Annotated in this window: 17 protein-coding genes; 15 read left to right on the top strand and 2 right to left on the bottom strand. The window is 48.2% G+C overall.

Annotated elements, in window-relative coordinates:
- Positions 1 to 155: 155 nt before the first annotated feature.
- Positions 156 to 620 (bottom strand): Rrf2 family transcriptional regulator, encoded by a 465-nt coding sequence (locus OEY58_10440; GenBank protein ID MDH5325869.1) that lies wholly within the window; start codon positions 618 to 620, stop codon positions 156 to 158.
- Between the two features lie 206 nt (positions 621 to 826).
- Between OEY58_10440 and OEY58_10435 the strand changes: the two genes are divergently transcribed.
- Positions 827 to 1,195, top strand: a complete 369-nt coding sequence (locus OEY58_10435; protein MDH5325868.1) for a group 1 truncated hemoglobin — start codon at positions 827 to 829, stop codon at positions 1,193 to 1,195.
- Positions 1,196 to 1,199: 4 nt separating this feature from the next.
- Complete coding sequence (locus OEY58_10430; protein ID MDH5325867.1) at positions 1,200 to 2,165, top strand: FAD-binding oxidoreductase; 966 nt, start codon at positions 1,200 to 1,202, stop codon at positions 2,163 to 2,165.
- A 164-nt stretch (positions 2,166 to 2,329) separates the two neighbouring features.
- On the opposite strand, the gene OEY58_10425 is transcribed toward OEY58_10430, so the two are convergent.
- A complete protein-coding gene (locus OEY58_10425) occupies positions 2,330 to 3,091 on the bottom strand; it encodes an elongation factor-1 alpha (protein ID MDH5325866.1) in 762 nt (253 codons plus the stop codon).
- Positions 3,092 to 3,363: 272 nt separating this feature from the next.
- On the opposite strand from OEY58_10425, the gene OEY58_10420 reads away from it, so the two are divergent.
- From OEY58_10420 to OEY58_10360, 13 genes are all read left to right on the top strand, one after another.
- On the top strand, positions 3,364 to 4,719 hold the full coding sequence (locus OEY58_10420) for a glycoside hydrolase 100 family protein (protein ID MDH5325865.1): 1,356 nt from the start codon (positions 3,364 to 3,366) through the stop codon (positions 4,717 to 4,719).
- Positions 4,720 to 4,739: 20 nt separating this feature from the next.
- On the top strand, positions 4,740 to 5,552 hold the full coding sequence (locus OEY58_10415; protein ID MDH5325864.1) for an HDOD domain-containing protein: 813 nt from the start codon (positions 4,740 to 4,742) through the stop codon (positions 5,550 to 5,552).
- Positions 5,553 to 5,624: 72 nt separating this feature from the next.
- A complete protein-coding gene (locus OEY58_10410; GenBank protein MDH5325863.1) occupies positions 5,625 to 7,508 on the top strand; it encodes an ATP-binding cassette domain-containing protein in 1,884 nt (627 codons plus the stop codon).
- A 266-nt stretch (positions 7,509 to 7,774) separates the two neighbouring features.
- Entirely contained in the window at positions 7,775 to 8,473 is a 699-nt protein-coding gene (locus tag OEY58_10405) for a response regulator transcription factor (GenBank protein MDH5325862.1), read from the top strand.
- 175 nt (positions 8,474 to 8,648) lie between these two features.
- On the top strand, positions 8,649 to 10,931 hold the full coding sequence (locus OEY58_10400; GenBank protein ID MDH5325861.1) for an HAD-IIB family hydrolase: 2,283 nt from the start codon (positions 8,649 to 8,651) through the stop codon (positions 10,929 to 10,931).
- Positions 10,924 to 13,305, top strand: coding sequence for a sucrose synthase (locus OEY58_10395; GenBank protein MDH5325860.1), 2,382 nt, complete (start codon positions 10,924 to 10,926; stop codon positions 13,303 to 13,305). The genes OEY58_10400 and OEY58_10395 overlap by 8 nt, the downstream gene beginning before the upstream one ends.
- 18 nt (positions 13,306 to 13,323) lie before the next feature.
- Complete coding sequence (locus tag OEY58_10390; GenBank protein MDH5325859.1) at positions 13,324 to 14,226, top strand: carbohydrate kinase; 903 nt, start codon at positions 13,324 to 13,326, stop codon at positions 14,224 to 14,226.
- 67 nt (positions 14,227 to 14,293) lie between these two features.
- Positions 14,294 to 15,340, top strand: coding sequence for a beta-N-acetylhexosaminidase (nagZ, locus tag OEY58_10385; protein ID MDH5325858.1), 1,047 nt, complete (start codon positions 14,294 to 14,296; stop codon positions 15,338 to 15,340).
- Between the two features lie 108 nt (positions 15,341 to 15,448).
- Positions 15,449 to 16,534, top strand: a complete 1,086-nt coding sequence (locus OEY58_10380) for a mechanosensitive ion channel family protein (GenBank protein ID MDH5325857.1) — start codon at positions 15,449 to 15,451, stop codon at positions 16,532 to 16,534.
- A gap of 82 nt (positions 16,535 to 16,616) precedes the next feature.
- On the top strand, positions 16,617 to 16,985 hold the full coding sequence (locus OEY58_10375; protein MDH5325856.1) for a DsrE family protein: 369 nt from the start codon (positions 16,617 to 16,619) through the stop codon (positions 16,983 to 16,985).
- 38 nt (positions 16,986 to 17,023) lie between these two features.
- Complete coding sequence (locus OEY58_10370; protein MDH5325855.1) at positions 17,024 to 17,572, top strand: hypoxanthine-guanine phosphoribosyltransferase; 549 nt, start codon at positions 17,024 to 17,026, stop codon at positions 17,570 to 17,572.
- Between the two features lie 8 nt (positions 17,573 to 17,580).
- On the top strand, positions 17,581 to 18,321 hold the full coding sequence (locus OEY58_10365) for an S-methyl-5'-thioinosine phosphorylase (protein MDH5325854.1): 741 nt from the start codon (positions 17,581 to 17,583) through the stop codon (positions 18,319 to 18,321).
- 81 nt (positions 18,322 to 18,402) lie between these two features.
- Positions 18,403 to 19,194, top strand: a complete 792-nt coding sequence (locus tag OEY58_10360) for a hypothetical protein (GenBank protein ID MDH5325853.1) — start codon at positions 18,403 to 18,405, stop codon at positions 19,192 to 19,194.
- Positions 19,195 to 19,223: the final 29 nt, after the last annotated feature.

The following is a 19,223-nucleotide window of genomic DNA, read 5'->3' as shown; positions in this document are numbered from 1 at the left end:
TATGAGGCCTAAATTGTCAATTGCTTCGTTGAAAAACTTGAAAATATTCCCGATATTCCCTGCGTTTTTCGCCTCGCACTTACCAATTTATTCCTCATCTCTGCTCATTCAGGAATTAATCAGAGGTTCCTTAACTTATCTTGAGCTTTAATCCTTTATTTAATGAAAGGTATGACAATTCCCGCCTGTTTATCCGCGTCCACAGCATCGGCGATGCTAAATTGATCCAGGTAGCTCAGGAAGTTAGCGCTGGCTTTTTGTAATACAGATTTGAGGTTGCAAATAGGGACTACATTACAACGGGCATTCTTGTCGTTGAAACATTCCACGATGTCAAAGTTTGCTTCCATTTTTCTCACGACTGAACCGATGGTAATTTTTTCCGGTTTGTCTGCCAGTTGCATACCACCGTTTTTTCCTCGGGTGGTTTTAATAAATCCTTGGGTGGCCAAATGGTGGACCACTTTCACTAAGTGATTGCGAGACACACCATAATAGTCGGTTATTTCATCAATCGTGACCATCTCGGACGGCTTTAAACTCAGGTAGATGAGAACTCGTAGAGCGTAATCGGTGTGTAGTGTCAGCTGCATGATATTGGCAATTGTGGGATGGAACAAAAGTGTATCACGCTTCCTCGCGGAATGGGTCCAGTGTCAGAGTGGTTTTGTAAGTTATGCATGATATTTGTCATTTTAGTACGAAATCGATAGGAATTCTTGTTGACAATAGCAAAAGGAACTATAAAATGTATTTCAAATACATTAATAGATTGTGTGGCGAATACCACGCAATTGTATCCCATGTAAGTTAATAGGAGTTTAAAATGAGTGACACTTTATTTGAAAAATTGGGCGGTGAAGCAGCTGTAAACGCGGCCGTAGATATTTTCTATCGGAAAGTACTGGCTGATGATCGCATCAATTCTTTTTTTGATGATGTGGATATGGACGCTCAGGCGGCCAAGCAAAAAGCTTTTCTGACGATGGCCTTCGGTGGACCGCATAATTATACTGGTAAGGATATGCGTGAAGGGCACGCCCATTTGGTCGAGCGCGGCCTCAATGACACTCATTTTGATGCTGTTGTGGAAAACCTGGGTTCTACCTTAAAAGAACTCAATGTACCTGATGAACTGATTGCACAAGTGGCAGCTATTGCTGAAACCACACGTAGTGATGTGCTAGGCCGCTAAGCCTATGGTTCGGTTCGAGGGAAAAAAATACCAGGCAGAAGCGGAAGAATCCGTTTTGGAGTGTTTGGAACGCCACGGTATATCCGTTCCGAACTCCTGTCGCAGTGGTATTTGCCAGGGTTGCCTGATGCGCACGGTAGATGGCAACCCTCCCTCGAGCGCCCAAAAAGGATTAAAATCCTCCCTGATTAGTCAGAATTATTTCATGGCTTGCAGCTGTAAGGCTTCATTGGACCTGGAAGTGGCTCTACCCAATTCGGAGGGTTTCATATTTGACACGCAGGTTGTCCAAAAACAGCAGCTCAGTCCTGAGATTGTATGTGTCCGTTTAACAAGACCCGAGAACTACGATTATTTCTCTGGGCAATATTTAACGCTTTACAAGGAAGCGGGGTTGGGTCGCAGTTATTCACTGGCCAGCGTGCCGCATATGGATGATTATTTGGAACTCCACGTGCGTAAAGTTGCAGGCGGGACAGTCAGCACATGGATCCATGAGGAACTGTGTGAAGGGGACAGCTTGCAAATCAGTCATGCAGCAGGAAACTGTTTTTATGTGGATAGCGATCCGGATCAACCCCTGTTGTTGATTGGGACCGGCTGCGGTTTGTCGCCCTTGGTTGGTGTCATACGTGCTGCTTTAACTCAGGGGCACCGAGGGCCCATAAAGTTGTACCACGGCAGCAGTAATGCAGCAGGGTTGTATTTGTTTGAACGCCTGCGGCATTTAAGCGAGGATTATCCCCAGTTTACGTTTGTGCAGAGCCAATCTCGCAACGCACCCGAAAATGTACGCCATGGCAGAGCCACGGATCTCGCACTGGCGGATCACCCCGATTTGAAAGGTTGGCGGGCGTTTATTTGCGGGACCACTGAGGTCGTGAAAGCCACCCGACGTGCGGTGTTTCTAGCCGGGACTTCCATGCAGGATATTTACAGCGATGAGTTTATCGTTCCTAAATACTGTTAGGCCACGCCGCTTCCTACTTGAAGTTTATCCCCCGTATTTTTTAAACAACTGTTGCGAAAACCACTGACTTTAAGCCGGAGTTGTAAAGCCGGTAAAACCTGTCGTAAAACCTGTCGTAAAACCAATGGTGCAGCGTCCCTGCTGCATAAGGTTCCAAGTTGTAACTAAGAAACCACACCATCGCTATCAATGAGTTCCTGAGGCAGTCTAAAAAACCACATTTGATAAATCGATGTTATCCACTGTACGGCAAAGGCCAATCCCATGAAGCCGCCGCTGATCATGACTACCCAAGCGAAGGGCTCGAACAGTTTAGTCAAGTACCAAGAGCCAATATCCAGGATAACCGCCAGGAAAGGAATCATGATGATGACACATTTGAGCCAGATGGGTTTAATGTAGCTGTGACAGAAAATAGAACTACAGATGAAAAAGATAAAAGTGATACCGAACAGGTGAATATGCGATACCCGTACCAGGGTAAACATGTCAAACCCGGTATCTTTTTGTACGGTTTCCTTTAGGCTGTCGAACTCACTTAGATTGGGGATATGGGGGTTTTTGCCACTGTGGCAGGTAACACAGCGGGCTTTGACTATTTTATCAATCCCGTTGGCTTTAAAGTCCTTTTCCTCGGCACCGCTGCGCACCCAAGCAACAATTTTGGCAGTTTCTTCACCGGGGAGCATATTGGCCATGGGACCTTTTAGTGCCGCCTCAAGCCGGGTATCGTTTTTGCTGCCGCTATAGGCAATGATGAGGTCGTCTACCGATAAGCCTGGATCACCGTCACGCCCGGCGTGGGACGCAAAGATATGAATCATGGCGAACAAATATCCTATCCCCAGCACGATGAGTGTAGAGGTATAGAGCACTCGCATGCCCATGGGCATAAATTGAAAATGAATACAACGCTGGGTGTTCATGTTTTTTCTCCCGCTTCTTTTTTAAAACGGAGCTGGGTCGCCTGGAGAATATTTTGCTTGACCTGTTGTCAGCTTTATCGTTTTCCAGGGTTGTGGTTCGGCTCCTGATTTATAGTTTAACTATTAGTATAGTCTAATACGTTAATAATTACTTGCATTGTTTTGTATCAGTTTAGTGAAACTAATTTTTCAAAGTTGCATTATAGGTTAAATGGCATAGTCTTAATGAATTGATAATTCAATGGAATTTGAGAAGGATCTGTGAGTACCCAATGAGTACCGATTCAGCCATTCAATCCGCCTATGATGTCTTAAATCGATCCATCTTATATTTTCGAGAGCAGCCGGTTGGAACCGCCGCGGCCGTGGACAATACGGTGGAAGCGGTAAACTACGAGGAATGTTTCATTCGTGATTTTGTTCCCAGCGCCATGGTGTTTCTCATGGATGGAAATACGGATATTGTGCGAAATTTTCTGCAAATGGTGGTTCGTTTGCAGGCTCAGCAGACGGTTATGGAAGGGCACGAACGGGCCATGGGCTTGATGCCGGCCAGTTTTCGCACTCCCAAAGAGGGAGAACCCTCCGCCGATTTTGGTGACCGGGCTATTGGTCGAGTGGCGCCAGTGGATTCTGCAATGTGGTGGATGCTGTTATTGCGCTCCTATGTTGTGGTGACGGGCGACATCGCCTTGGCCCACAGCCCGGAGTTTCAGGAAAGCATGCGCCAGACACTGCAACTGTATTTAAAAGAAAGTTTTGAGCAATCACCGGGTATGTTGGTGCCCGATGCCTCCTTCATGATTGATCGGCGCATGGGGGTCTATGGTCACCCATTAGAAATACAATCACTATTCTATGGTATGTTACACACTGCACAGGAATTGTTATTGGCCACCCCTGAAACCCAAACTCTGCTGAATAATGTGAGCAAGCGTCTGAAAACCTTGCGCTCTTATGTGCGTATCTATTACTGGTTGGATCGCCAGCGACTCAATGAAATACACCGGTTTCGCAGTGAGGAGTTTGGCGTGGATGCGGTAAACCTGTTCAATATCTACCCGGAAACCATTCCTGAATGGATCGATGGTTGGGTACCGGAACACAGTGGTTATTTTGTGGGAAACCTGGGGCCGGGGCGAATGGACTTTCGATTTTTTGCTTTCGGCAATTTGCTGGCTGTTATGTTTGGTTTGGCAACAGACGAACAATCCGTTCAGTTGATGGATTTGTATCGCCATCGCTGGGATGATTTGGTGGGCCAAATGCCTCTGAAAATTCTTTATCCAGCGGTGAGTGGTGAAAAATGGGCTTATACTACGGGCAGTGATCCCAAGAATGTGCCTTGGTCCTATCACAATGGAGGACATTGGCCTTGCTTGATTTGGGCTTTTGCCGGTGCGGCAATTCGCACCGGGCATCACGACCTGGCGCAAAAAATGTTGCAAACGGCTAAGGAGAAATTACCGCGAGATAACTGGCCGGAATATTATGACGGTCAAAAGGGCACATTGATTGGTCGACGTGCTAACTATTTTCAAACCTGGTCAGCCTGCGGTGTGATTGTGGCAGAACGGTTTTTGAATGACAGTGAGAGTTTACCGGTATTTGAGTCGTTTATTTTTTGATGGATCTGACATGAGTAGGCGTGTTGCAAGCGATTAATATAAATCAACTCAAATTCCCCAAAGCAGGAGCCAGTGCCACAGAGGCATTGAGTATTATGGCTTCGGCAGAGCCCGACATGAAAGCTTTAGAACGCACGATCATGCGCGATCCACTGGTCGCTGCCGCTTTGCTTAAATACGCTAACTCACCCATGTACCGCCGTGCCCAAGAGGTGGCCAACGTACCGGTTGCAATGCGGTTGTTAGGTTTAAAATCCATCCGCAGTGCCGTGGTGACCGCCATTTTACATGAAGTGGCCGCCACGGGTGGGATGGCAGGGGTGATTATGAGGCATTGCTTTCATGTGGCGCATCGCTGTCGTTTGTTGGCGCAGGTGTTGTGTCCCCACGCCAAGGATGATTTGGAATTTTTGGGTTTGGTGCATGATGTGGGGATGATTACTCTGGCGGTCAATTATGCTCAGGATTATGACGCTTTGCTCGCCGACGCCGACTCGGCATGCGGGATAACACAAAGAGAGAAAGCGGCGTTGGGGTATACGCACGATACTGTGGGTGCCATGATGGTAAAAGAGTTTCGGTTGCCGCAGTTGCATACGGAATTGGTGCATTCATTTCACAGTGGAATTCCTTTGCTGGATATCAATGATGAAATGCAACGTGATGCCTGTATACTGGAACTGGCGCACCACATGTATGCGGATGCTGTTGGCGCTAAAGCTGATATTGGAGTATCGATTCTGTGTGAAGAAACGCGTGATCGCGACAAGCTCTTGGCTTTCAGCGGTTTAACGGTGGATCAATATCAGGAAATACAACAGCAGGCGCAATAGTGTTGGCATAGTGATCTTCCTTAACAGCTTAAAATTTGCTCTAATGGCGTTTAACAATTTGCAGCAGCTTCTATGTCATTAGTTTCCATAAAAAACCTCAGTCTTGCTTTTGGCGAGCAAGTTCTATTGGACCGTGTGTCCCTGGAAATCCAGGCCGGCGAACGTATTAGTTTGTTAGGCCGAAATGGCTGTGGAAAATCTACATTTCTTAGGGTTTTGCAGGGCTTACAAACGGCAGATGAAGGCTCCTTTAGTGGTTTGGATGCCCATCAAATAACGGCGTTGGATCAAGAGGTGCCGTTTCAGGCGCAAACCCGTGTGTATGAGGTGCTTTCCTTGGGTTTGCCCGGGGCTGGGGCCTTATTAAACGAATATCATGAGCTGACACGACAACTGGCACAAGACCCCAATCATGGAGGGCTAAACCGATTGGCGGCCTTGCAGCACGATTTGGACGAGCTGGGTGCGTGGGGCTTGGATCAGAAAATAGCGAATATCTGTTCTGAACTGAATATTAATCAGGATTGGCAGTTGAATCAGCTCTCTGGAGGCATGATTCGAAAAGTCTTGTTGGCAAAGGCGTTTATGTCTGAGCCCAAGTTGCTGCTTTTGGATGAGCCCACAAACCATTTGGATATTGCAACCATCGAATGGTTGGAAAATGTTTTATTGAAGTTTAGCGGTGCGGTGTTGTTTATCAGTCATGATCGGGCGTTTGTTCAAAAAGTTTCCACTCGTATTTTAGAGTTGGATCGAGGTTGGATGACATCCTGGAATGGTGGGTATAAGGACTATTTGGAGAAAAGAGAACATCGCTTGGCCGTGGAACAGGAGCACCATGCTCAGTTTGATAAGAAGCTGGCTCAGGAAGAACAATGGATTCGTCAGGGCATAAAAGCCCGTCGGACTCGAAACGAAGGAAGGGTTCGGGCGCTGAAAGCTTTGCGCCAACAAAGAGAACAACGGCGCCGGCAAGGCGGTACCGCCCGACTCAGCGGCAGTGATGGAGATGCCTCCGGTAAGCTGGTAGCCCAACTGAGCGATGTGAGTTTAACCTTGGACGGCAAAGTGTTGGTTAAGGATTTTTCTCTACGAGTTTTACGCGGCGATAGAATCGGTTTAATCGGCCCTAATGGTATTGGTAAATCGTCTTGGATCAAATTGTTGCTGCAAGAACTCCTACCCGATTCCGGTAACGTTGAGTTGGGAACCAAGTTGCAAGTGGCCTATTTTGACCAGCAACGACAACAATTGGAACCGGATAAGAGTCTCATTGATAATCTCAACTTGGGTAGTGATACCGTTACGGTGAATGGTAAGAGCAAGCATGTGATCGGTTATTTGCAGGACTTCTTATTTACTCCCCAAAAGGCCAGGGAGCCGGCAAGAAATCTATCCGGTGGTGAACGTAATCGATTGATGTTGGCGAGGATCTTGTGTCGGCCATCCAATGTGTTGGTCTTGGATGAACCCACTAATGATTTGGACGTGGAAACATTGGAGTTGCTGGAAGAGTTACTATTGGATTATAAAGGAACTTTGATCTTGGTAAGCCATGATCGGAGCTTTATTAATAATGTTGTTTCCAGTACTCTGGTGTTTGAAGGTGAGGGGGTAATTCGAGAATACGTTGGCGGTTACGATGATTGGCTCAGGCAACGCGCGGCTTCGGAGCCGATGCAGGCTAAAATACTCAGCAAGAGTGATACTAAATCTGCTAACCTTAAATCAAAACGGAGCAAACTCAGTTACAAGGATCAACGAGAACTGGCGCAATTGCCCGCGTTGATTGAACAGTGGGAGCAGGAAAAACAGCAGGTGGAAAACTCTGTCAACAGTGTGGAGTTTTATCAGCAGGATCAGGCAATAATTGGTGAAACGCTGGAGCAGTTAAGAATCCTGGGGGAAAAAATCGAACAGGCCTACGCTAAATGGGAAGCTCTGGAAAATGGGTAAAAATGGTGCCTGAACTAAAATAGATTCTGTGTGCTGATAAAGTAACCGATTGTCCAGTAAATGACCGATGCAAGTACCAAGCTGGAACCGTAAACGAGTATGAGTTTCATGGTCAATTCCTTGAATTAGGATGAGGCTAATTAGTGAGCGAGACATTGCTTGAGACAACCACGCTTTAATTGTTAGATAAAATTGGTTTTGACGAAAGACTTTTTATGGTAAATGTGTAAAAATATAGTAAAAGTTATGTTTCCCGTGGAGGCCACATGTATATCGCTATCCTAGAAGATGACCCAGGGCAGGCGAAACTGATGACTGTATGGTTGGAAAAAGCCGGCCATGCCTGCAAAACCTTTTTTACCGGGCAGTCCTTTATTGAAAATGTTGCCCATGAACGTTTTGGGTTGTTGATTCTGGATTGGGAATTGCCGGATATCAAAGGCGATGTGGTTCTGCAGTGGGTACGCAAAAATATGGGATGGGAAATCCCTGTTTTATTTATGACTTTTCGTGATGGCAGCGATGAGGTGGCAAGTATTCTGAAATTGGGGGCAGACGATTTTGTTTCCAAATCCGTCGAACGCAATGAGCTATTGGCCAGAATTGACAGTCTCGAGCGTCGTGCCACCATTTCTCAGCAGGATCAATCCGTAATTAAGCTCGGTGAATATGTACTGGACAGCGGGGAGCATCGGGTCACCCGTTTTGGCAAAGAAATAAAGTTAACACCCACAGAGCTAAAATTGGCCATGTATCTGTTTCAAACCACGGATAAGCTTCGAACTCGGGCCGATTTGCTGGCCAATGTTTGGGGCAGGAGTGCTGAAATCAGTACAAGAACTGTGGATATTCACATCAGCCGTTTACGCAAAAAACTGGAATTGTTTCCGGAAAATGGCTGGTTACTGGAGTCTGTTTCCGGATCCGGTTATCGCTTGGTGCAATTGGCAACCGACACAGTCTGAACCCCGGTCTTTGGCTGTAATCTTTGGCGCTATTGGGCGCTCTCTTTATGTGGGCTCATGGTCCAGTCACACTTTTCTTAAAATTGATCTATACTTCAATGTGTTAACTCGTTAAACAGCGCTGCTGCGTTATCAAAAAAACCAAACCAAACCAAACCAAACAAAAGGAATGGATATGCCAAAGCCGCAGGACGGCTTGTACATATTGTTGATCAGTGTTCATGGTCTGATTCGAGGTAAAAATCTAGAGCTTGGCAGGGACGCAGATACCGGAGGACAAACCAAATACGTTGTAGAGCTGGCTCGTGCCTTGGGACGGAATCCGGCAGTGGCCAAGGTGGATCTCATCACGCGTCAGGTTTTGGATAGTAAAGTCGATAGGGATTACGGCGAACCGTGGGAATCATTGGACCTTCCGCAGCAGGGTGATGAGGGTTCTTTACCCAATGATGGCTCTACCAAACAAAATTCCAAAGTATCCATTGTCCGTTTGCCCTGTGGTCCTCGGCGCTATTTGCGCAAAGAGGTGTTGTGGCCGTATTTGGATATTTTGGTGGACAATATTCTGCAGCATCTTCGAAGTATTGGTAGAAATCCCGATATCATACACGGTCACTATGCGGATGCCGGTTATGTCTGTGCTCGTCTGGTGCAATTGTTGGGCGTTCCCATGCTGTACACCGGACATTCCCTGGGCCGAGTGAAACAGATGCGGTTACTGGAAAAAGGCAGCAATGCGGAAACAATAGAGTCCCAATACAATATGACTCAGCGTATTGAAGCAGAGGAAATTGCATTGGGAAATGCCAATCTGGTCATTACCAGCACACACCAAGAAGTCCAGGAGCAATACAGCCGCTATGAGAATTACCATCCGCGGCGCATGTTGGTGGTTCCCCCCGGCGTAGAGTTGGCGGGATTGAGCGGTGCCGGCAGTGATACTTTGCCCCAATCCTCCATTGCGACACAGATAAACCGTTTTCTTAACAATCCGAGTAAACCCATAGTTTTGGCCTTGTCACGACCCGATGAGCGCAAAAACATTGTGTCTCTTATTAAAGCATTTGGGGGGCATCCTAAGCTTAGAGAAATGGCGAATCTGGTTATTATTGCCGGCAATCGAGATGATATACAAACTGCAGACAATGGGCCCAAAAAGGTTCTAACCAATATATTGTTACATATTGATCGGTATGATTTGTACGGTAGCGTGGCATACCCCAAACACCACGATGCTAAGGACGTGGGCGATATATACCGTTTGGCGACACTCAGTGGTGGTGTGTTTGTGAACCCCGCGTTGACAGAACCCTTTGGCCTAACATTGATTGAAGCGGCTTCTTACGGTCTACCGTTAGTCGCCACTCACGATGGCGGTCCCAGAGATATTATTGGTGCGTGCGAGAACGGTTTGTTGGTGGATCCCTTGGACATTGATGCAATGGCCGGCGCTATTGTGCAAGTGTTAAGTAATAAAGAACAATGGCGTTTATGGTCACAAAACGGCTTGAACCGCGTGATGGAACATTTCTCCTGGCAAAGCCATGTAAATAAATATCTCACAGCGGTGGACAATGTGATCCGTAACTCCCGCCGTGTCAGTGATGTTAAGCCCTTAAGGAAAAACCGTTTGATCCAAGTTGAGAAGTTAATCGTTTGTGATATCGACAATACCTTGATCGGTGATGAACAAGGCTTACGCGAATTGTTGGATGTGGTGCAGCAGTCTCATGGTCAAATCGGTCTGGCCGTTGCCACCGGCAGACGTTTGGATAGTGCTTTGGAAATTCTAAATCATTGGGGTGTGCCCGTACCCGACCTGTTGATTACCGCGGTGGGTAGTGAGATTTTTTACGGCCATAGTATGGTGTCTGATAGTGACTGGTGTAATCATATAAACTATCGCTGGAATCCCAGCGCCATTCGCGATGTGATTGGACGCATGCCCGGTCTGAAGCTACAGGCCAACTCCGAACAACGAAAACATAAAATCAGTTATTTGGTGAGCCAGGACAAGGCTAAGCCTATGCGCGAAGTTCGGGCCCAATTGCGTAAACGGGATTTGCACGCCAAATTGATTTACTCGCATCAAGCATATCTGGACATACTACCGGTTCGAGCATCCAAAGGACTGGCAATCCGTTATCTGGCCATGAAGTGGGGGATCAAGCCGGAGCATATTCTGGTGGCGGGAGATTCGGGAAATGACGAAGAGATGCTAAAGGGCAATACATTGGGTGTTGTTGTCGGTAATTACAGTCAGGAGTTGGCCAAGCTTAAAGGCAGACCCCACGTTTATTTTGCGACAAATTCTTACGCCGCCGGGATAAAAGAAGGTATAGAACACTATGAATTCCTGGCACCGGTTCGCAGCGTGGCCGGTGACGAGTCTATCGCTGTGAATGAGGGTCAAGAAGAAGCAACATTACAGGAAATGGGAACTGACAGCGATGTTTGAATTATTACTGAATATTTCGCAGAAAAATAAGGAACAGGTGTATCTATTATTGCGGCATTATTTGGCACTGGAGCGCCGGTTTTTGTTGCGCTCAGACTTGTGGGATGAGTTTGCGCTTTTTTTTAAGAATGATCCGGAAGTTCTTGAAAGCCCTCTGGCCCGCTTGATTGCCCATTCGCAAGAAGCTGCGCTGGAAGCACCGTGGGTATATGTGGCGGTTAGGGAACGAGTGGGCAAATGGGTGTATATACAATTTCATCTGGATACGGTGGAGTTCCAACAGGTCGATGTGTCGCAATTTTTGTTTTTTAAAGAACGTTTGGTTCTGGGAAAGGATCAGGCCCGAGAACTCACCCTGGAGTTGGACTTAGGGCCGTTTAACCGGGATTTTCCCAAATTGAAAGAGTCCCGTTCTATCGGGCGGGGGGTGGAGTTTTTGAATCGGCATTTGTCGTCACGGTTGTTTGCCTCTATCGACAAGGGTGATAAACGTCTCTTGGATTTTTTACGAGTGCACCAATTCAAGGGGCAACAACTTATGTTAAACGACCGGTTGGCGGACGTGTCCGCCCTCAGTTCGGCTTTGCGCCGTGCTGAAGATTATCTGTCCGGTCAACCGCAAGACGCCGGCTGGGTCGATGTGGCGCACGTACTGCAGTCATTGGGATTTGAGATCGGTTGGGGAAATACAGTTCAACGTATTCGCGATACATTACTACTGTTATCGGCCATACTGGAGGCACCCGAACCGAGCGACCTGGAACGTTTTTTGGGTCGCGTGCCTATGATATTCAGTATGGCGGTGTTGTCGCCACACGGCTTTTTTGGGCAATCCAATGTGTTGGGATTGCCGGATACCGGTGGGCAAGTGGTGTATATTCTGGATCAAGTGCGGGCGCTGGAAAAAGAAATGCGCCATCGCTTGGCCGAGCAGGGTTTGGCAATCGAACCGCAGATTATCATTGTGACACGCTTGATTCCGGAGGCGCAGGGAACCAGCTGCGATCAACGTTTAGAGCCCGTGATGGGTACGGAAAACACCCGCATACTTCGGGTCCCGTTCCGCTCTCAAAGTGGTGAGGTGGTGCCGCATTGGATTTCCCGTTTTGATATCTGGCCATACCTGGAACAATTTGCACTGGACGTGGAGAATGAATTACAAGCTGAGCTGGGTGGACGTCCCGATTTAATGGTGGGAAATTATTCCGATGGTAATTTGGTGGCCACCTTATTGGCGCAACGTCTAGGTGTTACTCAATGTAACATAGCCCACGCTTTAGAGAAGACAAAGTATTTACATTCGGATTTGTATTGGCAACAGCATGAAAGCCAGCATCATTTTTCCTGTCAGTTCACCGCGGATTTGATCTCCATGAACGCAGCGGATTTCATTATCACCAGCACGTATCAGGAGATCGCGGGTAATGAAGATAGTCTGGGACAGTATGAAAGTCATCAGGCTTTTACCATGCCGGCTTTGTACCGAGTGGTGAACGGAGTAGACATATATGATCCTAAATTCAATATTGTATCCCCGGGTGCGGATGCGGATATTTACTTTTCCTATAAAGATGCAGAACGACGTTTGCAGGGCTTGCATTCGGATATTAAGGATCTGATTTATGGTTCAACCCGGTCCGATTCACGCGGTGTGTTACAGGATCATAATAAACCGATTATTTTTACTATGGCCCGCCTGGATGTGATTAAGAATATAACGGGTTTGGTGCAATGGTATGGCGAGAACAAAAAATTACAGAATGCGGCCAATATGCTGGTGATTGCCGGGCACATCGAAGTAGATAACTCAGGTGATGAGGAAGAGCGGTCACAGATTGTTCGCATGCACGAACTAATGAGCGAATACAATCTCGATGATAAAGTGCGTTGGGTAGGCGCACGTCTGGATAAAAGTTTTACCGGGGAGTTGTATCGATACATTGCCGATGAAGGCGGAGTGTTTGTACAGCCGGCTTTGTTTGAAGCTTTCGGTCTCACTGTTATCGAAGCTATGGTGTGTGGCTTGCCGACTTTCGCCACTTGTTACGGGGGGCCACTGGAGATAATCACCCATGAGCATTCCGGGTTTCACATCGACCCCAATCATGGTGAAGAGTGCGCTGAGAGGATTTGCGACTTTATTTGCCGGAGTTCGTCCGACGAACGTGTTTGGGCCGCGATATCCGATCAGGGTATGAAGCGGGTACAAGAGCGATACACATGGGCCTTGTATGCGGAGCGTATGATGACTCTGTCGCGGATTTACGGCTTTTGGAAATACGTAACGGATCTGGAACGGGACGAAACCCGTCGATATCTGGAGATGTTCTATTCTTTGCAATATCTGCCTTTGGCGAGGCAACTGGATCGATAGACCGAATAAGGGGGTAGCATGCGTCCGGCTGTGTTTGGAGAGGTGCTGTTTGATTGCTTTGAAGATGCAGAGGTGATGGGTGGTGCTCCGTTCAATGTGGCATGGCACTTGGCCGGATTTGGTTTGAACCCTTTAATGCTCTCCGCCGTGGGGGAGGATGAGCGTGGCGAGCAACTTTTGCAGGCTATGCAGGACTGGGGTATGGATACATCGGGAATGCAACGCAGTTCTTATCCTACCGGGCAGGTACGAGTGGACATTGTCGATGGTGAGCCCAGTTACGACATTGTCACCGATCAGGCCTATGATCACCTGCAGCCACAACCCATACAGAAGGCCTTGGCAGTAGCGGATTTTGGTTTGTTGTATCATGGCTCTCTGGCTGCACGATCGGATAGCAATCGCCGCTTGCTTGCGGATATCACGGCGGAAAAGACGGCCTCTACGTTTGTGGACGTGAATCTGCGGCCTCCCTGGTGGGAGTTTTCTCAGGTGCGAGGTATGGTGAATAGGGCCAGATGGCTCAAACTCAATCTGGACGAATTCGTTACTCTGTATTTTGGTGATGCGCCGCCGGCTGATTTGGCAGACAGTCTCTTGTTGGAAGACATGGCCAGGGATATTGTGAATAACAGTGCCATGGAATTATTGGTTATTACCCTGGGTGGGCGCGGCGCGTTGTGCGCCAGTAGCGAGGGTTGCGAACGGGGCTTGCCGGTACCGGCAGAATCCATAGTGGACACAGTGGGGGCAGGAGATTCCTTTAGCGCAGTGATGATTGCGGGAATTCTGCGGGGTTGGTCTATGCACGATACTTTGCAACGTGCCCTGAACTTTGCGTCTGCCATTTGTCAGAATAAAGGAGCCACCAGCAGCAACCGGGAACTGTACGAGGGTTTTATACAAGCCTGGGGAATATGATGGCCGGTGTGATAGCATTTGTGTTATTCAGCAGCAGTCTTATTGAAAATGTACCAAGAGGTAGACCATGTCTTTAGGGCCGGTAATGATGGATTTGCGTGGCACCGCAATAGATGCGGATGAGCGGGAAATGATGCAGCACCCACTGGTGGGAGGTGTCATTCTGTTTACCCGAAATTATGAATCACCGCAGCAAATCGCCCGGCTGGTTACCGAGATTCATAATATACGTGCACCCCACCTGTTGGTTGCCGTGGATCATGAAGGCGGTCGGGTACAACGATTTCGAGATGGCTTTACCCGGTTACCACCGGTCGGTGAGTTGGGTGTCCTGGCAGAAAAAGATATAAAGCAAGCCGAGTCTATGGCGCAAACCTTAGGTTGGTTAATGGCCGTGGAACTGCGGGCCGTAGGGGTGGATTTTAGTTTTGCACCGGTGTTGGATATGGACCGGAATATCAGCGATGTTATTGGTGATCGGGCTTTTCATAAAGAGCCGGATAAAATCAGCCGCTTGGCACAAGCGTATCATCGCGGTATGCATCAAGCAGGGATGGCATCCACCGGGAAACACTTTCCCGGTCACGGTTCAGTCAAAGCCGATTCTCATGTGGCTTTTCCAGTAGACCATCGTCAGTTTGCAGATATTGAAATGGAGGACATGGTACCGTTTGAGCGGTTAATTCAAAACGGCTTGGCAGCTATTATGCCTGCCCACGTGATTTATCCTGCGGTGGATGCCCATCCGGCGGGGTTCTCTCGGTTTTGGCTGCAGGATGTATTGCGCCGGCGACTCGGGTTTCAAGGTGTGATATTCAGTGATGATCTGAGCATGGAGGCCGCCAGTGTGGCCGGCGACGTGGTGGCGCGGACTCAGGCGGCACTGGCCGCCGGTTGTGATATGGCTTTGGTGTGTAATGACACAGAGGCAGCTTCCAAAGTGCTGGACGGCTTGGGTGAGTACCACGAGCCCGTATCGCAATTGCGCTTGATACGCATGCATGGACGTTTAAACAGGGCTTGGGATTCTCTGCGCCAGGATCCACAGTGGCAACAGGCTTTAAGGGCCGTAGAGCAATTCTCCGCTGGAGATACTTTGGAATTGGACATTTAAACCTTATCGTTGCCAACCATTCGCACCGTTCCAAATCACATTCGAGAATCCCCGTCCCAGCTGACGGTGTTACAATCTGGAATATAAAAGATAAGACAGGAGAGACTTTTGGATTTTTTAGAAAAACTGGACCTATCCGGACAAGCCTGGGTTCTACAGGTATTTGTGGTCGTATTGATTTTTCTGGTGGTGGACTTTATTCAGCGGCGGGTATTGAAGCGTTTTGAGGCACGTCTGGCGGCAACTCCGAACCCCTGGGACGATGCAGTGCTGACCTCAGCACGGGCGCCCCTTGGTTTGCTGATTTGGGTGGTGGGTCTCAGTATTGCCGTGCAGGTGGTGGATGCCAATGCCAAGACGGATTTATTTGTCTATGTAGAACCTGCGCGCAACATTGGGGTGATAGTTTGCATTACCTGGTTTTTGGTTCGATTTATTAAGCAGGCCGAGGTCAATATTATTCAGGCGCGCCGGAGTAAAGGTGTTGATGTCGATGTTACCACCATGGATGCCATAACCAAGTTGTTACGTCTGGCTGTAATGATTACCGCTGCGTTGGTGGTGTTACAAACCTTGGGATTCAGTATTTCCGGTGTACTTGCCTTTGGTGGGGTAGGTGGTATTGCCGTGGGCTTTGCTGCCCGGGATATGTTAGCGAATTTTTTCGGCGGATTGATGATTTATCTGGACCGTCCCTTTTCTGTAGGTGACTGGATCCGTTCGCCGGATCGCAATATCGAAGGGACGGTGGAGAACATCGGTTGGCGCCTGACAGTGATACGGACTTTTGATAAGCGTCCTTTGTATGTACCCAACAATGTGTTTACCAGTATTGCGGTGGAAAACCCCTCACGTATGCTCAATCGCCGTATCTATGAAACCATAGGGATACGTTATGATGATGCCGCCAAAATGGCCAATATTGTGGCTGAGGTGGAAGCTATGTTGCGATCTCACAGTGACATAGATCAGCAACAGACGTTGATGGTAAATTTCAATAGTTTTGCCCCATCGTCCTTGGATTTCTTTGTGTATACCTTTACACGTACGACCAATTGGGTGGCGTATCACCAGGTGAAGCAGGATGTGTTGTTAAAAATCAACGACATTATTGCTGCCCATGGTGCCCAGATTGCCTTTCCTACATCCACGCTGCATGTGGCGGACGAGGTGATGATGCGTCAGATGACCTGAGGCGGTTCTGGTATTGCACCGCTTTGGCTTCTATAATGCCCGCCTTGTCATTTGATAATTGTACTGGAGTTGGAGAGGGGGTATGGCCGATAAGTTATTGATAATAATGGTTAATTCAGATCCTGCTAATGCGGCTGAGCTGGGGCCGCCGTTTTTTCAAGCCACGGTAGCTGCGGCCATGGAATACGAGGTGGAAATTGTTTTAACCGGTTTGGCCGGTAAACTGGCTCAAAAGGGCGTAGCTTCCCAGATACCCTTGCTGCCGGGTAGAGAGAAAACCGTATACCATGCCATGCAGGAAGCCCATGAGGCCGGTGCCAAGTTTAAAGTATGTACTCCAGCCATAGAGTTGTGGGGTGACGATCTGATACCGGAAATCAGTGAAACCGTGGGTGGCGCCTATGTAATTAGCGAGGCCATGGACGACGACACGGTGACTTTTACTTACTAAGAATACCTACAAAAAAACCTGGCAAGAATGATAAGCACATGAGTATAACAGCACAACACGCCCAAGAGGTGTTGGATAATGCGGACCTTTGTCTCGGTCGGGAGCAAATTTCCCAGGCCGTGCAAAGACTGGCCGTACAGATTACGGAAAAGTACCGGCATTCCAATCCCTTGGTGTTATGCGTCATGAACGGCGGTTTGATTTTTTGTGCTGAGCTATTGGTGCAGTTACGTTTTGTGCTGCAATACGATTATATACATGCTACCCGATATCAAGGCGCCACTCGCGGTGGTCAATTGGATTGGATAGCGGAATCCGGAATTTCTCTTCAAGGGCGGCACGTTTTGATTGTGGATGATATAAATGACGAGGGCTTAACCCTAAAAGCCATTGTGGATCACTGCAAAGACAAGGGAGCCGCTTCAGTTGCCAGTGTGGTGATGGTGGAAAAACAACACCAGCGACGCCTGGGGGTGGAGGCGGATTATTGTGGCTTGAGCGTTCCGGATCGTTATGTTTTTGGTTATGGCATGGACTATAAGGGTTATTTACGAAATTTACCGGAAATTTATGCGGTGAAGGAATAGGAGGTACGGTGGCGGATCTGGCTATAATCGGTGGAACCGGATTGACCAAACTGGAAGGTTTGACCATTCTAAATCGGGAAATTGTACATACCCCATACGGTGATCCTTCCGGCCCTGTCAGTCACGGGGAGAGGGACGGAAAAAAGATCCTGTTTTTGCCACGTCACGGTTACGGGCATACCATACCACCGCATAAAATTAACTACCGGGCAAATGTTTGGGCTTTGAAAGAAGCCGGTGCTTCCCGTGTTTTGGCTGTGGCCGCCGTTGGTGGTATCACCCCTGCCATGAGTCCCAATGCCTTGGTGATACCGGATCAAATTATTGACTACACCTGGTCACGGGTACCAACCTATTTCGAGGAAGGTTTGCAACACGTGACCCATATTGATTTTACCCAACCATACAACCAAGCCATGCGCAGTTTATTATTGCAGGCTTCCGCAGCTGCCGGTGTCAACGCCATTGATGGGGGAACCTATGCAGCCACCCAGGGGCCACGGCTGGAAACGGCAGCGGAGATCAATCGGCTGGAGCGGGATGGGTGTGATATTGTGGGTATGACCGGCATGCCTGAGGCGGCCTTGGCACGGGAGCTGGAGTTATCGTATGCCACGTGCGCAGTGGTTGCCAATTGGGCGGCTGGGCGCAGCGAAGGGGAAATCACCATGGAAGATATAGAAAAGCAACTGGGGCAGGGAATGCAAAAGGTCTTAAAAGTACTGGAAGCTCTGGTAAAGCAAATTTAGTGTCATGCAAGTTTGTTATTAACCCGTTCACATTTAGGGACGATAACATACTAAGCGTATACGAAAAATAGGGCCGAAATTGTGCTGCAGAAGTCCAAGTCTTTGATTTTGCTGCTGTCTCTAATAGCATTTGTGCTGCTGTTTAGCGGCTTTCGGTTCTTGCGGGGCGAATTATCCCTCCATGCCAGTTTGTCCGGCATGGCAGAAAAGTGGCCTCAGGTGAGGCTGCTGAGAAATCCGGAGTTAGAGGATTTTGCACCCAAAGAGTGGAAAAACTCCTATATGGATATTAATGCCACTGAAATCAGCGATGTTAATCTTACCAAGCTGTTACCCGTGCTGATGCTGGAATTAGACAAGTATCCTCCGTCTTTGTTAAATAAAAACCTGGAAGCGGTGGTTGTAGTGGAAAGCTTCAGCTTGTCCGGCGTCAACCAGCTCAGTGCTAATGTAGGAAAACGTATTTACTTAACGCGGGCAGCACTCAGCAATCCTCTGGAAGGATACGCTGCGGTGCATCGGGAGCTGACCGGGGTGCTCCTGCGCCACCACGATTTCCCCTTAATGAAGTGGGGACGCCATATGCCGGACTACCGCGAAACGGTCAGTATCTCCAGTTTTTTGCAAATGGAAATCAACGAGGAAAGTAAGGAAAGCTGTGATCCCGGTAAAAGTATCGACGAACAGTTGCAACATGCCGGTTTGGATCGTTTGCAATTGGAAAGCGAAATTGGTCTCATGTCCTCGCGCCTTTTTTCTGAACCTAAGGTATTGAAGTCGCAGGCGCGGGAAAATGAGCAAGTGTCCGCAAAACTGGATTTACTTACCGGTTTCTACAACAAGCTTGAACCGGGGTACGCCTGGCAGTTCTAGCATCTGTTTCACTTCTCGGTTTCATTTTG

The organism is Gammaproteobacteria bacterium (assembly GCA_029882975.1).
Classification (GTDB): domain Bacteria; phylum Pseudomonadota; class Gammaproteobacteria; order SZUA-152; family SZUA-152; genus JAJDNG01.
The sequence above is the reverse complement of the archived record's forward strand: the minus strand, read 5'-3'. Positions and strand labels throughout refer to the sequence as shown.

Coding starts and splice junctions, on each gene's coding strand:
- OEY58_10370 (MDH5325855.1), top strand. CDS start 17,024: ATGAGTATAACAGCACAACACGCCCAAGAGGTGTTGGATAATGCGGAC.
- OEY58_10425 (MDH5325866.1), bottom strand. CDS start 3,091: ATGAACACCCAGCGTTGTATTCATTTTCAATTTATGCCCATGGGCATG.
- OEY58_10435 (MDH5325868.1), top strand. CDS start 827: ATGAGTGACACTTTATTTGAAAAATTGGGCGGTGAAGCAGCTGTAAAC.
- OEY58_10395 (MDH5325860.1), top strand. CDS start 10,924: ATGTTTGAATTATTACTGAATATTTCGCAGAAAAATAAGGAACAGGTG.
- OEY58_10375 (MDH5325856.1), top strand. CDS start 16,617: ATGGCCGATAAGTTATTGATAATAATGGTTAATTCAGATCCTGCTAAT.
- OEY58_10420 (MDH5325865.1), top strand. CDS start 3,364: ATGAGTACCGATTCAGCCATTCAATCCGCCTATGATGTCTTAAATCGA.
- OEY58_10390 (MDH5325859.1), top strand. CDS start 13,324: ATGCGTCCGGCTGTGTTTGGAGAGGTGCTGTTTGATTGCTTTGAAGAT.
- OEY58_10400 (MDH5325861.1), top strand. CDS start 8,649: ATGCCAAAGCCGCAGGACGGCTTGTACATATTGTTGATCAGTGTTCAT.
- OEY58_10405 (MDH5325862.1), top strand. CDS start 7,775: ATGTATATCGCTATCCTAGAAGATGACCCAGGGCAGGCGAAACTGATG.
- OEY58_10430 (MDH5325867.1), top strand. CDS start 1,200: ATGGTTCGGTTCGAGGGAAAAAAATACCAGGCAGAAGCGGAAGAATCC.
- OEY58_10410 (MDH5325863.1), top strand. CDS start 5,625: ATGTCATTAGTTTCCATAAAAAACCTCAGTCTTGCTTTTGGCGAGCAA.
- nagZ (MDH5325858.1), top strand. CDS start 14,294: ATGTCTTTAGGGCCGGTAATGATGGATTTGCGTGGCACCGCAATAGAT.